At 70.7% G+C, this 15,256-nt stretch carries 14 protein-coding genes; 10 read left to right on the forward strand and 4 right to left on the reverse strand.

Features of this window, described 5'->3' with window-relative positions; all coding sequences use genetic code 11:
- Positions 1 to 7 precede the first annotated feature (7 nt).
- Positions 8 to 1,588, reverse strand: coding sequence for a phospholipase D family protein (locus AC07RV_RS19335; protein WP_296789203.1), 1,581 nt, complete (start codon positions 1,586 to 1,588; stop codon positions 8 to 10).
- A 169-nt stretch (positions 1,589 to 1,757) separates the two neighbouring features.
- Between AC07RV_RS19335 and AC07RV_RS19340 the strand changes: the two genes are divergently transcribed.
- Both AC07RV_RS19340 and AC07RV_RS19345 read left to right on the forward strand, forming a co-directional pair.
- The gene (locus tag AC07RV_RS19340; protein ID WP_296789202.1) at positions 1,758 to 2,321 is read left to right on the forward strand and encodes a peroxiredoxin; all 564 of its coding nucleotides are present in this window, start codon (positions 1,758 to 1,760) and stop codon (positions 2,319 to 2,321) included.
- A gap of 42 nt (positions 2,322 to 2,363) precedes the next feature.
- Positions 2,364 to 3,797, forward strand: a complete 1,434-nt coding sequence (locus AC07RV_RS19345; protein ID WP_093341372.1) for an aldehyde dehydrogenase family protein — start codon at positions 2,364 to 2,366, stop codon at positions 3,795 to 3,797.
- Between the two features lie 74 nt (positions 3,798 to 3,871).
- Here the strand turns inward: AC07RV_RS19345 and AC07RV_RS19350 are convergent, their stop codons facing one another.
- On the reverse strand, positions 3,872 to 4,762 hold the full coding sequence (locus tag AC07RV_RS19350; RefSeq protein WP_296789283.1) for a ZIP family metal transporter: 891 nt from the start codon (positions 4,760 to 4,762) through the stop codon (positions 3,872 to 3,874).
- Positions 4,763 to 4,800: 38 nt separating this feature from the next.
- Positions 4,801 to 5,451 (reverse strand): superoxide dismutase, encoded by a 651-nt coding sequence (locus tag AC07RV_RS19355; RefSeq protein WP_296789201.1) that lies wholly within the window; start codon positions 5,449 to 5,451, stop codon positions 4,801 to 4,803.
- Positions 5,452 to 5,637: 186 nt separating this feature from the next.
- Here AC07RV_RS19355 and AC07RV_RS19360 point away from each other — a divergent pair, with 186 nt between their 5' ends.
- The 8 genes from AC07RV_RS19360 (at position 5,638) to AC07RV_RS19395 (ending at position 14,250) form a co-directional block, all read left to right on the forward strand.
- Positions 5,638 to 6,345 (forward strand): hypothetical protein, encoded by a 708-nt coding sequence (locus AC07RV_RS19360; RefSeq protein WP_296789199.1) that lies wholly within the window; start codon positions 5,638 to 5,640, stop codon positions 6,343 to 6,345.
- A 112-nt stretch (positions 6,346 to 6,457) separates the two neighbouring features.
- Positions 6,458 to 7,603, forward strand: a complete 1,146-nt coding sequence (gene moaA / locus AC07RV_RS19365) for a GTP 3',8-cyclase MoaA (RefSeq protein ID WP_296789198.1) — start codon at positions 6,458 to 6,460, stop codon at positions 7,601 to 7,603.
- A gap of 8 nt (positions 7,604 to 7,611) precedes the next feature.
- Entirely contained in the window at positions 7,612 to 8,925 is a 1,314-nt protein-coding gene (moeA, locus tag AC07RV_RS19370; RefSeq protein ID WP_296789282.1) for a molybdopterin molybdotransferase MoeA, read from the forward strand.
- Between the two features lie 169 nt (positions 8,926 to 9,094).
- A complete protein-coding gene (locus tag AC07RV_RS19375; protein WP_296789197.1) occupies positions 9,095 to 10,075 on the forward strand; it encodes a Bug family tripartite tricarboxylate transporter substrate binding protein in 981 nt (326 codons plus the stop codon).
- Between the two features lie 14 nt (positions 10,076 to 10,089).
- Complete coding sequence (locus AC07RV_RS19380) at positions 10,090 to 11,835, forward strand: CocE/NonD family hydrolase (RefSeq protein ID WP_296789196.1); 1,746 nt, start codon at positions 10,090 to 10,092, stop codon at positions 11,833 to 11,835.
- Between the two features lie 60 nt (positions 11,836 to 11,895).
- Positions 11,896 to 12,567, forward strand: coding sequence for a TetR/AcrR family transcriptional regulator (locus tag AC07RV_RS19385; RefSeq protein WP_093341362.1), 672 nt, complete (start codon positions 11,896 to 11,898; stop codon positions 12,565 to 12,567).
- A gap of 25 nt (positions 12,568 to 12,592) precedes the next feature.
- Entirely contained in the window at positions 12,593 to 13,036 is a 444-nt protein-coding gene (locus tag AC07RV_RS19390) for a VOC family protein (RefSeq protein ID WP_093341360.1), read from the forward strand.
- A complete protein-coding gene (locus AC07RV_RS19395; protein WP_296789195.1) occupies positions 13,033 to 14,250 on the forward strand; it encodes an FAD binding domain-containing protein in 1,218 nt (405 codons plus the stop codon). The genes AC07RV_RS19390 and AC07RV_RS19395 overlap by 4 nt, the downstream gene beginning before the upstream one ends.
- A gap of 9 nt (positions 14,251 to 14,259) precedes the next feature.
- On the opposite strand, the gene AC07RV_RS19400 is transcribed toward AC07RV_RS19395, so the two are convergent.
- Positions 14,260 to 15,249 (reverse strand): acetamidase/formamidase family protein, encoded by a 990-nt coding sequence (locus tag AC07RV_RS19400; protein WP_296789194.1) that lies wholly within the window; start codon positions 15,247 to 15,249, stop codon positions 14,260 to 14,262.
- Positions 15,250 to 15,256 lie beyond the last annotated feature (7 nt).

A 15,256-nucleotide genomic window follows, 5' to 3' on the forward strand; every position in this document is an offset into this window, starting at 1 on the left:
CCCGAGGCTACAGCAGCATCTCGGGCACGATCGGGGCGATCAGCATGTTGTAGAAGCGCTGGAAGAAATCCGACTCGGGCTCGGCGGTGAGGATCAGCTCCTTCTCGCCGTCGGTCGTGAGCCATTCCAGGGTGCCCGTGCCCTTGGCCAGCCGCAGCCGGTAGGAGTTCTGCAGCTTGCTGATGTTGATCACGCGCAGCATCTCGCGCGCGAGCTGCGGGCTGTCGGCCACCACGCCCATCTCGGTGTTCTGGCTGGCCGAGCGCGGATCGAGGTTCATCGAGCCGATGAAGATGCGGCGCTTGTCGATGGCCGCGGTCTTGGCATGCAGCCGGCCCAGCGACTTGCCGAACATGCCGAAGCGCTCGCCCGCGCTGGTGCGCTTGGGGCTCAGCTCGTAGACGTCGGCACCGCTGCGCAGCAGCCGCTCGCGGTAGCGCGCGTAGCCGGTGTGCACCAGCGGCTCGTCGTTGGCGGCCAGCGAGTTGGTCAGCAGCGTGAGCTTGACCTTGCGCTTCGTGAGTTCCTCGAAGGCGGCCATGCCGCGCTCGCCCGGCACCAGGTAGGGCGAGGTCAGGTCGACCTCGCTCTGCGCATCGAGCATCAGGGTCCAGACCTTCATCGTCACGCTGCTGGCGATGGCCTCCTCGGCGGTCATGGTGGTCGGCTTGGTCGGCGGATCGGCGATGGCCCGCGCCTCGCCCCACAAGAGGCCCATGCGGCCCGCGTCGAGCTCCTCGGCGATCGGCCCGTAGCCGAGGATGTCGACCGGCGGCAGCACGATCTTCGGCGGCGGCGCGGCCATGCCGATCCAGGCGTCGAAATCGGCCGCGCCCGGCGCGTGGCCGCCCTCGCCCGTCACGATGTCGGCCACGGGCCAGACCTGCTGGCTGTTCCAGTAGGTGTCGAAGATCGATTCGAGCTGCGGCACCACCTTGCCGACCACCAGCGCGTCCATGTCGATGAAGTTCTGCGCCTCGCTGAGCACGAAGTACTCATCGGCGATGTTGCGCCCGCCCACCACGGCCACCGCGCCGTCGGCGATGAACAGCTTGTTGTGCATGCGGTGGTTGAGCCGCGCGATTTCCAGCGGCGAGGCCGCGAAGCGCGACAGCAGCCCGCCGCCGCGCCCGCAGCAGAAGGGGTTGAACAGCCGCACCTGCACGTTGGGCACGGCGGCCAGCGCCAGCAGCAGTTGCTGGCTCTTCATGGTGTAGAGGTCGTCGACCAGCAGGCGCACCTGCACGCCGCGCGCGGCGGCCTCGCGCAGCGAACGCAGCAGCAGCCGGCCGGTGGCGTCGTTCTCGAGCTGGTAGTACTGCACCACGAGCGAACGCTGGGCCCGCTGCGCGAGCTGGATGCGCGCGTCGAGCGAATACACGCCCAGCGGCATCAGCCGGAAGCCCGAGTGCTCGCCGGGCGGCGTCGAGGCCTCGGCGATCTTCGCCAGCCGGGTCGAGGGATCGAAGGCCGCGGCATGCTCGGCGGGCCGTTCGCGCGCGGGCGGCAGCGCACCGCAGGCGGCGAGCGTCGCGGCCACGCCGAGGGCGTACACGAGGCGCAGTGCGCGCCGGATCCAGGCATTCATCGTCATTTCCGTCCTTCCCCACCATCGGCGCGATGGGCGCGCTCCTCGGGGCCGCATCTTCCCTCTTTTCGAGCGCGGCCCCTGCAGCGGGTACGGCGCACACGCCGCGCCGGTTTCAGCGGCGGCATCGTCCTAGAATCCGCCCCCACAGCGACCGGAGCACACCGCCATGCAACTTCCGACCTTCTCGCGCGCGGCATTCGGAACCCTCGTGCTGGCCGCGGCGGCACTCTGCGCACCCGCGCGCGCCGCGCTCGACATCGGCGATCCCGCGCCCCGCTTCACCGCCACCGCCGCGCTCGGCGGCAAGACCTTCCGCTACTCGCTGGCCGATGCGCTCGCCAAGGGGCCGGTGGTGCTGTACTTCTTCCCGGCCGCCGACTCGAACGAGTGCTCGATCGAGGCCCATGCCTTCGCCGAGGCCATCGACCAGTTCGCGGCCCTGGGCGCGACGGTGATCGGCGTCTCGGCCGACGACATCGACACGCTGTCGAAGTTCTCGGTCAAGTCCTGCCAGAGCCGCTTTCCGGTGGCCTCCGACGAATCGAAGGCCGTGATCCAGTCCTTCGACGCGGTGATGCAGACCCGGCCCGACTTCGCCAACCGGCTGTCGTACGTGATCGCGCCCGACGGCAAGGTCGCCTCCTACTACCAGAACCTCAATCCCGACAAGCATGTCGAGCGCATGCTCAATGCGGTGAAGGCATTGCCCAGGGCCGCGGCCGGGCGCTGAGCGCCGCGCGGGGTTTCGCCGCTTCGCGCAGAATCCCGGCCCATGCAGCTCAACTTCATCGCCAACGCCGACGTTCCCTCGGCCTCCGGCCGCACCCTCCCCGTCATCGACCCTTCCGACGGCCAGCCCTACGACGAGATCCAGCGCAGCAATGCCGCCGACATCGACAGCGCGGTGCGTGCCGCGCGCGACTGCTTCGAGGGCGTGTGGCACAAGGTCAGCGCGGCCGACCGCGGCCGGCTGCTGTTCAAGCTCTCGCTGAAGATCGCCGAGCACGTCGACGAGCTCGCGGCCATCGAGCAGCGCGACTGCGGCAAGCCCGTGAAGCAGGCGCGCGCCGATGCGCTCGCGCTGGTGCGCTACTTCGAGTTCTATGCCGGCGCCTGCGACAAGCTGCACGGCGAGACCATCCCCTACCAGGACGGCTACAGCGTCTTCACCTGGCGCGAGCCGCACGGCGTGACCGGCCACGTGATCCCCTGGAACTACCCGATGCAGATCTTCGGGCGCAGCGTGGGCGGCGCGCTCGCGGCCGGCAACGTCTGCGTGGTCAAGCCGGCCGAGGACGCCTGCCTGTCGCTGATCCGCGTGGCGCAACTCGCGGCCGAGGTCGGCTTCCCGGCCGGCGCGCTCAACATCGTCACGGGCTACGGCCACGAGGTGGGCGACGCGCTCGCGCGCCACGAGGGCATCGACCACATCAGCTTCACCGGCAGCCCGAAGATCGGCACGCTGATCCAGCAGGTGGCGGCCGAGCGCCATTGCCCGGTCACGCTCGAGCTCGGCGGCAAGAGCCCGCAGATCATCTTCGCCGACGCCAACCTCGACGCGGCGATCCCGGTGCTGATCAACGCCATCGTGCAGAACGCTGGCCAGACCTGCTCGGCCGGCTCGCGCGTGCTGGTCGAGCGAGCCATCTACGAGCCGCTGCTCGAACGCCTGGGCCACGCCTTCGAGGCGCTGCGCGTGGGCCCGGCCGCGATGGACCTCGATGTCGGCCCGCTGATCCGACAGACCCAGCAGCAACGCGTGTGGGATTTCCTCAGCGACGCGCAGGTGGCCGGCATCCCGATGGTGGCCCAGGGCATCGTGGTCGACGAAGCACCCGAGACCGGCTTCTACCAGGCGCCCACGCTGCTGCGCGACGTGCCGGTGAACCATCGCCTCGCGCAGGAGGAGGTGTTCGGCCCGGTGCTCGCCGCCATGGCCTTCGCCGACGAGGACGAAGCGGTGGCGCTCGCCAACGCCACCCAGTTCGGCCTGGTCGCCGGCATCTGGACCGAGAACGGCGCGCGCCAGTTCCGCATGGCCAAGCGCGTGCGCAGCGGCCAGGTGTTCATCAACAACTACGGCGCCGGCGGCGGCGTCGAGCTGCCCTTCGGCGGCGTCAAGTCCTCGGGCTATGGCCGCGAGAAGGGCTTCGAGGCGCTGTACGGCTTCACCACGCTGAAGACGGTGGCGGTGAAGCACGGCTGAGATCGCCTTCCTTCAAGCAAAAACGCGGCGGACCGAAAGGCCCGCCGCGTTTTTTTCTTGCGCGCCGAAGCCGCTCAGCCCAGCGCCGTGTCGAGCAGCATCATCAACACGAAGCCGACCATCAGCCCGCCGGTGGCGAAGGCCTCGTGCCCCTTGCGGTGCGACTCGGGAATGATCTCGTGGCTGATCACGAACAGCATCGCGCCCGCCGCGAAACCGAGCCCCCAGGGCAGCAGCATCGCCGAATGGCCGACCACGGCCGCGCCGAGCACCGCGCCCAACGGCTCGACCAGGCCCGAGGCCATGCCGATCAGCACGGCGAAGCTGCGGCTGTAGCCCGCGGCCAGCAGCGCCACCGCCACCACCAGGCCCTCGGGCACGTCCTGGATCGCGATGCCGGTGGCCAGCGCGTCGGCGCGCAGGCCGTTGTTGGCCGCGTAGCCGACACCGATCGCCAGCCCCTCGGGCACGTTGTGCAGCGCGATCGCGAACACGAAGAGCCAGGTGCGCCGGATCTGGCGCGCTGCCTGTCCTTCGCGGCCCTTGATGAAATGCTCGTGCGGCAGCACGCGGTCCATCACCATCAGCGCGATGCCGCCGAGCAGGATCGCGCCGCCGATCACGCCGCCGGCCGCCCAGTCGCCGCCGCCGAACACGCCGATCGACTTGGCCGCCTCGAGGCCCGGAATGATCAGCGAGAAGGCGCAGGCCGCGAGCATCACGCCGGCGCCGAAGCCGAACAGCGTGTCCTGCACGCGGTCGGGCAGGCGCTGCGAGAAGATCACCGGCGTGGTGCCCAGCGCCGTGGCGAAGGCCGCCACCGAGCCGCCGAGGAACGCGTTCCACACCACCGGGTCGGCGGTCACGAAACGCCAGAAATGCGCCACCACGACGAGCGCGCCGGCCGCCACGATCGCCAGCCCGAGCCATTCGCGCGCGCTGCGGGCGGGACGCGGGCCGTGCATGGCGGGAGCCGCTGCCGGTTGCTCGGAGCTGTCGGGGTTCATGCGCCGGAATTTCCGCCGCGCAGCGCCGCGGCATGGCGACGGGCCACCTCGGCCCAGTTCACGACGTTGTAGAAGGCCGCGATGTACTCGGGGCGGCGGTTCTGGTACTTGAGGTAGTAGGCGTGCTCCCACACGTCGAGCCCGAGGATCGGCACGTTGCCCGAGCCGATGCCGCGCATCAGCGGGCTGTCCTGGTTGCCGCTGCTCTCCACCGCGAGCTTGCCGGCGGGCGAGACCGTGAGCCAGGCCCAGCCGCTGCCGAAGCGCGTGAGCGCGGCCTTGGTGAAAGCCTCCTTGAAGGCCTCGAAGCCGCCGAGGTCGGCATCGATGGCCTTGGCGAGTTCGCCCTCGGGCAGGCCGCCGCCGCCCTGGCCCACGGGCGCCATCACGGTCCAGAACAGGCCGTGGTTGGCATGGCCGCCGCCGTTGTTGCGCACCGGCGCGCGCAGGGCTTCGGGCAGTTGCTCGACGCCGGCGATCAGCGCCTCGACCGGCTGGCCTTCGTGCGGCGTGTCCTTCAGCGCGGCGTTGAGGTTGTTGACGTAGGCCTGGTGGTGCTTGCCGTGGTGGATTTCCATCGTCTGGGCGTCGATGTGGGGCTCGAGCGCGTCGAAGGCATAGGGCAAGGCGGGAAGAACGTAGGGCACGATGACAAAGCTCCTGGTTGAAAGAAGCCCTTTGCGTCGTCCATTCGCTACGTACTCAGGCGCACAAATGATAATTGTTCGCATTGTCTATGTCCAGACAGGCTGCATGGGAATGGCGAGAACCCGCCAGGCGGGGCGCGGCCGATACACTGGCCGGGCCGTCGCCGCCCGCGCAAAGAACGCCCGATGAACGCTCCACGTCCCCTGCCCTTCGTCCGCCTCCTCCCCGTGCTGGCGCTCGCCGCCGCCGGCCTCGCCCGCGCCGAGTTCGCCTCGCCGCCGCCCGGCGAATACATCTACCAGGGCGGCAACGGCGCGCTGCGCGTCAAGCCCAACGGCCATTTCGACATCACGACCATCGGCGCCAACGCCCACACCTGCGCGCTCGACGGCAACGTGGCGCGCGGTACGGCGAAGCTCGACGACTCGAGCTGCGTGGTGAACTTCACCGTCGACGGCGGCACGGTCAAGGTCGGCAGCAACGGCGCCGACCAGTGCCGCGACAGCTGCGGCGCGCGCGCCACCTTCGAGGGCACCTACACCCGCCCGGCCCCGGCCTGCACCGACAAGGCCGTGGCCGCCTCGCGCCAGGGCTTCAAGCGCCGCTACGACGCGCGCGACTACGCCGCCGCCCTCACCACGCTGGCGCCTGTGCTCAGCGAGTGCGACAAGACCCTCGACTGGATCAGCAAGGGCTGGATGCGCAACGACCTCGCGCTGACCCAGTACAAGCTCGGCGACCGCGCCGCCTGCCTGCAGACCCTGGCGCCGCTGGCCGAGAGCGCGGGCAAGAGCGACGAGAAGATCCAGGAGGAATACCCGCCGGCCGACGCCGAGATCTACCTGCCGGTGGTGCGCGCCACCCGCACCAACCTCAAGCTCTGCCGCGGTTGAACGGCCCCGTATCGCCGAAGCTTGACCGCGGGCAAGGTCCGCCGCGGCGCGATCCAGTAGCCTGCGCGGCACAGGCCCTTGGGCCATGGCGCAAAATCGGACCCCTCGCCCCATGAACAACCGCAGCAGCTCCAGCACCGTCATCCCGATCGCCGAGATCGGCCGCGCGCGCGCGGCCCTCGCCGTGCCCGGCGTCGCGGTGCCCGCCACCGGCGTGCTGCACGACCGCCTGGGCCGGCCGCTGACCGACCTGCGCATCAGCGTGACCGACCGCTGCAACTTCCGCTGCAGCTACTGCATGCCGAAGGACGTGTTCGACAAGGACTACCAGTACCTGCCGCACAGCGCGCTGCTGAGCTTCGAGGAGATCACGCGGCTGGCGCGCCTGTTCGCCGCGCACGGCGTGCGCAAGATCCGGCTGACCGGCGGCGAACCGCTGCTGCGCAAGAACATCGAGGGCCTGATCGAGCAGCTGGCCGCGCTGCGCACGCCCGCGGGCGAGCCCCTCGAGCTCACCCTCACCACCAACGGCTCGCTGCTCAAGCGCAAGGCCGCCGCGCTCAAGGCCGCCGGCCTGCAGCGCGTGACCGTCAGCCTCGACAGCCTCGACGACGCCGTGTTCCGCCACATGAACGACGTCGACTTTCCCGTCGCCGACGTGCTGGCCGGCATCGAGGCCGCGCATGCCGCGGGCCTGGGCCCGATCAAGGTCAACATGGTGGTCAAGCGCGGCACCAACGAGCAGGAGATCCTGCCGATGGCACGCCACTTCCGCGACCAGCTCGACGGCAAGGTCGTGCTGCGCTTCATCGAGTACATGGACGTCGGCGCCACCAACGGCTGGCGCATGGACGAGGTGCTGCCGTCGGCCGAGGTGATAGCGCGCATCGGCGCCGAATTCCCGCTCCGCCCGCTCGAGGCCAGCGTGGCCGGCGAGACCGCCCAGCGCTGGGCCTATGCCGACGGCCGCGGCGAGATCGGCGTCATCAGCAGCGTCACGCAGGCCTTCTGCCACGACTGCAGCCGCGCGCGGCTGTCGACCGAGGGCAAGCTCTACCTGTGCCTGTTCGCGAGCGCCGGCCACGACCTGCGCCCGTTGCTGCGCGGTACCGCCAGCGACGAGGAGATCGCCTCGGCCATCGGCCACGTCTGGCAGGGCCGCGCCGACCGCTACTCGGAACTGCGCGCGCTGCGCGGCCCCGACGATGGCGGTGCCAAGGCGCAGCGCCGCGTCGAGATGAGCTACATCGGCGGATGAGCGCACCGATGGGCCGCATCGCCGACATCGCCGCCGGCCTCGCCTGCCACGACCCCCAGGACCTCGGCGTCGACGGCGTGCGCAGCTTCATCGAGCGGCTGGTCGAGGGCGCCGTCGTCGCGCAGCGCGAGCAGCTCGGCCTGCGCCAGGCGCTCGGCCGGGTGCTGGCCGAGGACATCGTCTCGCCGGTCAGCGTGCCGCCGCACGACAACTCCGCCATGGACGGCTTCGCCTTCGACGGCGCGCTGCTGCGCGACGATGCGCCCAGCGATGCCTCGGTCTCGCTGCGCATCGTCGGCACGGCATTGGCCGGCGCCACCTGGCGCGGCGCGCTGGCCGCGGGCGACGCGGTGCGCATCATGACCGGCGCCGTCATGCCCGCCGGGCTCGACACCGTGATCCCGCAGGAGTTCTGCCGCGTCGAGGACGATCGCCTGAGCTTTCCCGCGCGCGTGGTGCGCCGCGGCGACAACCGCCGCCTCACGGGCGAGGACCTGATGCAGGGCCAGCCCGCGCTGCGCCGCGGCCAGCGGCTGTCGCCGGCCGCGCTCGGCATGGTCGCGAGCCTGGGCCTGACCGGCGTGCCGGTGCTGCGGCGGCTGCGCGTGGCCTGCCTGTCGACCGGCGACGAGATCCTCGAGATCGGCGACGCGCCGCGCGAGGGCGCCGTCTACGACAGCAACCGCTACACCGTCACCGCCCTGCTCGAGCGGCTGGGCTGCGAGGTCATCGACCTCGGCCTGGTGCGCGACGATCCCGCCTCGCTGGCGGCCGCCGTGCAGCGCGCGGCGCGCGAGGCCGATGCCATCGTCACCAGTGGCGGCGTCAGCGCCGGCGCGGCCGACCACACGCGCGAGGTGATGCAGCAGCTCGGCGACATCGCCTTCTGGCGCGTCGCGATGCGCCCGGGCCGGCCCATGGCCGTGGGCCTGATCCCGCGCGAGCCCCAGGGTTCGGAATCCGTCGTGCTGTTCGGCCTGCCCGGCAACCCGGTCGCCGTGATGGTCACCTTCCTCGCCTTCGTGCGGCCCGCGCTGCTGCGCATGATGGGCTGCCATGCCGCCGCTGCCGCGCACCCGCCGCTGCTGCGCGCGCGCAGCCTCGGACCGATCCGCAAGAAACCGGGCCGCACCGAGTACCAGCGCGGCTTCGTGCAGTCGGTGCCCGGCACGCTGCCCGAGGTGCGGGTGGCGGGCAACCAGGGCTCGGGCGTGCTCAGTTCGATGGTCGAGGCCAACGGCCTCGTGGTGCTGCACCACGACCAAGGGCCGGTGGCCGCGGGCGACGAAGTCGACGTGATGATGTTCGACGGGATCGTCTAGCGCGCCCGCCGGGCGGCCTGCCGCCAAATCGTTGCAGTTGATAAATAAAGAGCTGCAACTCCTCTCCCCACCTCTCCTAGTCCCTTCGGGTTAACACCGAGAAATTCCTATTTCTCGCGGGCTATGCTTCGCCCAGTTATTGATCAAATGATTATTTAAAGGAGACAAGATGCAGCCCGACCGAAGAGCCTTCCACCGACTGTCCGCCGCGCTGGCCGCCCTGCTGCTGCCCGCGTTCCCGCTCGCCGCGCTGGCCGCCGACGGCCCGGCCGTGGTGCGCATCGTCGTGCCCTTCGGCGCCGGCAACCCGCTCGACACCTCGGCGCGCGTGCTCGCACAGAGCCTGTCGCAGGTCACGCAACGGCAGTTCATCGTCGACAACAAGCCCGGCGCCGGCGGCCTGATCGGCACGGCCGAGGTGGCGCGCGCCAAGCCCGACGGCTCGGTGCTGCTGTTCACCACCGGCGGCCACACCACCAACGCCGTGCTCTACAACAAGCTGCCCTACGACACGCTGGCCGACTTCACGCCGATCACCCAGATCCACAAGGCCGACGGCTTCGTGCTGCTGGTGCGCGCCGACTCGCCCTACAAGAGCGTGGCCGACGTACTGCAGGCCGCGCGCGCCAAGCCCGGCGCGGTGAGCTACGGCTCCTGGGGCACCGGCAACACCACGCACCTGGTGGGCGAGCTGTTCTCGCGCTCGGCCAACGTCAGCCTGCTGCACGTGCCCTACAAGGGCTCGCCGCTCACGGACTTCCTCGGCGGCCATGTGCAGCTCACCTTCCTCGGCACCTCGCTGGCGCAGCCGCTGCTGCAGGAAGGCAAGGTGCGCGCGCTCGCCATCACCAACCCGGTTCGAGTGGCCAGCCTGCCCGAGGTGCCCACGCTCGAGGAACTCGGCATCCGCAACGTCGACGTGCCCGCCTGGTCGGGCCTGCTCGGTCCGGCCGGCATGCCCGCCGCGATGGCCGACGGCCTGCAGAAGGACCTGGCCAGCGCCGTGAAGCTGCCCGACTACCAGGCCAGCATGAAGATCCAGGGCGTGACGCCGGTGGTCTCCACGCCCGCGCAGTTCGCGGCCTACATCCGTTCCGAGGTGCAGCGCTACAGGCAGCAGCTGGCACCGCTCCACATCAGCCTCGACTGAGGAAAGACCTCACCATGCACAGCGAAACAAGAGACGGCATGCGCATCGACTGGGATGCGCCGATCGAGATGTCCGACGGCCTCGTGCTGCGGGCCGACGTGTTCCGCCCGGTCGGCGAAGGCCGCTACCCGGTGCTCATGAGCTACGGCCCCTACGGCAAGGGACTCGCGTTCCAGGAAGGCTATTCGACTGCCTGGACCATCATGGCCGCGCAGAAGCCCGAGGTGCTCGAGGGCAGCAGCAACAAGTACCAGCAGTGGGAAGTCTGCGATCCCGAGAAGTGGGTGCCGCACGGCTACGTCTGCATCCGCGTCGACTCGCGCGGCGCGGGCCGCTCGCCGGGCGTGCTCGACTGCCATTCGCTGCGCGAGACCGAGGACTTCCGCGAATGCATCGAATGGGCCGGCGAACAGCCATGGTCCAGCGGCAAGGTGGGCCTGAGCGGCATCTCCTACTACGCGATGAACCAGTGGCGCGTGGCCGCGCTGCGGCCGCGCCACCTGGCGGCGTTGATGATCTGGGAAGGCGCGGTCGACCGCTACCGCGAGGCCTCGCGCCACGGCGGCATCGCCTGCTCGTTCTCGAAGAACTGGCTCGAGATGCAGGTCAAGCCGCTGCAGCATGGCCGTGGCGAACGCGGGGCGCGCAGCGCCGTCACGGGCGAACTGGTGTGCGGCCCCGAGACCGTGCCCGACGAGGAACTCGCGAAACTGCGCGTCGATGCCTGGCCCTCGCTGATCAACCGGCCGCTCGACGACGACAACTACCGCGACCGCAGCGGCCTGCCCGAGCGCATCGAGGTGCCGCTGCTGTCGGCCGCCAACTGGGGCGGCCAAGGCCTGCACCTGCGCGGCAACATCGAGGGCTTCCTCGCGGCCGGCTCGCGGCGCAAATGGCTCGAGGTGCATGGCGGCACGCACTGGGTCGAGTACTACACCGACTACGGCATCGGGCTGCAGCGGCGCTTCTTCGACCACTTCCTCAAGGGCATCGACAACGGCTGGGACCGCGAGCCGCCGGTGCTGCTCAACGTGCGCCGGGTCGACGGCTTCGTGCAGCGCGCCGAGCACGAATGGCCGCTTGCGCGCACCCGCTGGACCCGCCTGTACCTGCATGCCGAGGGCATGGCGCTGCGCCCCGAGCCGCCCACCGCCGCCGCCACGCTCGACTACGACACGATGGGCGAAGGCCTCAGCTTCCGCTCGGCCCCGATGGCCGAGGAGACCGAGATCACCGGACCGAGCGCGCTGCGCCTGCGCCTGTCCTCGCGCACGCGCGATGCCGACCTGTTCGCCGTACTGCGCGTGTTCGATCCCGCGGGGAAGGAGCTGCTGTTCTACGGCGCGCTCGATCCCAAGACGCCGGTCGGCCAGGGCTGGCTGCGCGCCTCGCACCGCAAGCTCGACGCCGCGCGCAGCACGCCCTGGAGGCCCTACCACACGCATGACGAGCTGCAGCCGCTGGCGCCCGGCGAGCCGGTCGATCTCGACGTCGAGATCTGGCCCACCTCGGTGGTGGTGCCCAAGGGCTGGAGCGTCGCGCTCACGCTGCTCGGGCGCGACTACGAGCACGGCCAGGACAGCGCGGCGCTGTCGAACATGAAGAACCCGATGCGCGGCTGCGGCCCCTTCGTGCACGACGATGCCGACGACCGGCCGCCGGCCGTGTTCGACACCGTCTGCACGCTGCATCTCGATCCGGCCGACCCGGCCTGGCTGCTGCTGCCCGTCGTGCCCGAAGCCGCGAAGGAGGTAGGATGACTCCGGCAACCCAGGCCACGCGCCGGCCCGTCGGCCGCGTGCACCGCCCTTCCGTTTTTCATGCCCGAGAAATCCTCCCCTTCCATCGCGACCGAGCGTGCCCCGCGGCGGCGGCTGGCGCCCGAAGACCGGCAGGAGCAGATCCTGCAGGCGGCCATCGCCTTCTTCGCGCGCCATGGCTTCGAGGCCAGCACGCGCGACCTCGCCAGCGAGATCGGCATTACCCAGCCGCTGCTCTACCGCTACTTCCCGACCAAGGAGTCGCTGATCGACAGCGTGTACGAGGAGATCTTCGTGCGGCGCTGGAACCCCGAATGGGAGGAATGGCTGGCCGACCGCGCGGTGCCGCTCGAGGCGCGGCTTCAGCGCTACCTGGTCGACTACGGCCGCTTCGTGCTGCGCAGCGACTTCGTGCGCATCTTCATCCAGGCCGGCCTGAGCCGCGAGGGCATCAACCAGAAGTACCTGGCGCGGCTGCGCGAGCGCCACTTCGTGCTGATCGCGCGCGAAATGCGCCAGACCTTCGGCATTCCCGAACCGAAGGACCAGGCCGCGCTCGACGAGGAGATCGAGCTGATCTGGGCCATGCATTCGAGCGTGTTCTATCTCGGCGTTCGCAAGTGGATCTACCAGTTGCCGACACCGCGCGAAGTGGAGCGCGTGATCGACCTGCGCGTGCGTGCCTTCCTCTCGGGCGTGCCGGCGGTGCTGAAGGCCGAGCGCGGCGCCTGAGCCGCCTCGCGCGGGAGGCCCGCGCATGACGATCCGCAAGCTCGACCACTGCTCGATCCGCACGCCCGACCTCGCGGCCTCGCTGCGCTTCTACGTCGACATCCTCGGCCTGCGCGAGGGCCACCGGCCGCCGTTCGACTTTCCGGGCGCCTGGCTCTACCGCGACGGCGACCAGGCCGACTACGGCGTGGTCCACCTGATCGGCATCGACCGCGACCATCCCGAGGGCCTGGCCGCCTACCTCGGCGACAAACCCGAGGCGCAGCTGCACGGCTCGGGCGCGATCGACCACCTCGCCTTCCTCGCCAGCGGCCTGGCCGGCATGCGCGCGCGGCTGCGCGGCGCCGGCCTGCCGTTCACCGAACGCACCGTGCCCGCGATGGGCCTGCACCAGCTCTTCGTGGCCGACCCGTCGGGCCTGACGATCGAGCTCAACTACGAGGCCGCCGAAGCGGTGGAGACGCGATGAAGGCGGTGATCGCGGGCGGTTCGCTCGGCGGCCTGTTCGCGGCCCACATGCTGCGGCGCCGGGGCTGGACCGTGGAAGTGCACGAGCGCGTCGAGCAGGCGCTGCAGGGCCGCGGCGCCGGCATCGTGACCCATCCCGCGCTGCTCGAGGCCCTGCGCGCGCTCGGCCTGCCGGCCGACGATTCGCTCGGCGTGCGCGTGGCCCAGCGGATCGTGCTGGCGCGCGACGGCGGCGTGCGCGGCCATCGCGAGGTGCCGCAGCTGCTGACGGCTTGGTCGCGCCTGTTCCACCTGCTGCGCACGGCGCTGCCCGACGACTGCTATCGCTCGGCCAGCGAAGTCGTGGGTTTCGAGCAGGACGACGAGTGCGTGCGCATCCGCCTCTCGAACGGCCGCGAGGAGGAAGCCGCCCTGCTGGTGGCCGCCGACGGCCTGCGCTCCGCGATCCGCAAGCGCCTGCTGCCCGGTGCCGAGCCGCGCTACGCGGGTTATGTCGCCTGGCGCGGCATGGTCGACGAGGCCGTGCTCTCCGCGCCGGTGCGCGAGCGCGTGTTCCCGCATTTCGTCTTCGACCTGCCGCCCCACGAGCAACTGGTCGCCTACCCGATCGCGGGCGCCGACAACAGCGTGGCGCCCGGCTGGCGTCGCTTCAACTTCGTCTGGTATCGCCCGGCCGACGAGCACGGCGCGCTGCGCGACCTGCTGACCGATGCCGAGGGCCGCCACTGGCCCGAAGGCATACCGCCGCCGCGCGTGCGGCCCGAGGTGCTCGCGGCCGCGCGCCGCGCCGCGGCCGAGGTGCTGTCGCCGCAGTGCGCCGAGGTGATCGCCAAGGCCGCCAACCTGTTCTTCCAGCCGATCTTCGACCTCGAGAGCCCGCGCCTGGCCTTCGGCCGCGTCGCGCTGCTCGGCGATGCGGCCTTCGTCGCGCGGCCGCATTGCGGCATGGGCGTGAGCAAGGCGGCCGACGACGCGAGCGCACTGGCCGAGGCGCTCGCGGGCACGGCCTCGGTCGCCGAAGCGCTGCAGGCCTACGAGCGCAGGCGCCAGCCCGAGGGCACGCGCATCGTCGCGCATGCCCGCGCGCTCGGTGCCTACATGCAGGCGCAGCTGCAGACCGCCGAGGAGCGCGCGATGGCCGAGCGCCACCGCTCGCCCGAGGCCGTGATGCGCGAGACGGCGATGCCGATCACCCCGGGCGTCGCCGTGGACTGAACGCGCGGTTCAGGGCGCCAGATACTCCTTCGAGATCCCCGCCCCCACCGTGTACTTCGGATCCACGAAGTTGCCCAGCCGCACCTTGCCGCACTGGCTCAGCATCATGTAGGCGTCCCAGCGGTCGTAGCCGTACTCGGCCTCCATCCACAGCACCAGTTCCTTGTAGGCGATGCGGGTCGCGTCCTCGAGCGGGCGGGCGCTGCCGATGGCCATGATCATGGCCTCGGTCTCCAGCCGCGGCCACTCGAGCTTCCAGCCCTTGATCAGGTCGACGCGGATGGTCGTGAGGCTCGGGTACTCGACCGCGGTGCCGCAGACCTCGCCGTCGCCCTGGCAGGCATGGGCGTCGCCGATGAACAGCCGCCCGCCCGGCGTGCGCACCGGCAGGTAGGTGATGCTTCCCGGGCCCATGTCGGGCAGGTCCATGTTGCCGCCGTGCTGGTCGGGCGTGAGGCTGTTGATGGAGTCGAGCTCGGGCGAGCAGCTCAGGGTGCCGATGTGCGGGCGGTACGGCAGGGTGACGCGCTTGCTCCAGTACACGCCCTCCTCGTCCACGTCGATCTTGCGCACGGTCTCGGGCAGCGGCTGGTTCAGCAGCGCGGTGAAGGCGGTGCCGCTCAGCGCGCCGAAGTCCGGGATCATGCAGCAGGTGCCGCGCGGATTGGGCCCGCGCGGCGCCATCGATTCGATGTGCACCGCGATCGCGTCGCCGGGCTCGGCGCCCTCGATCATGATCGGGCCGTTCTGCGGATTGACGAAGGGCATGGTCAGCACCTTCGAAGGCAGGTCCTGCTCGGTCTTGACCTTGCCGTCGAAGGCATCGCGCGTCTCGACCACGATGCGGTCGCCGGGCTTCACCGTCAGCACGGGCTGGGTGTAGGGGCCGATGGTGAAGTGGTAGGTGCCCTGCTTCGCCTCGGTGAGTTCGTGGGTGGCGACGCTGCGCGCACGGCCCTCGCCGCGCGTCTGCATGATCGATCGTTCGAGCCAGCTCATGGATTGG

Source organism: Variovorax sp. GW821-FHT09B01, assembly GCF_059418345.1.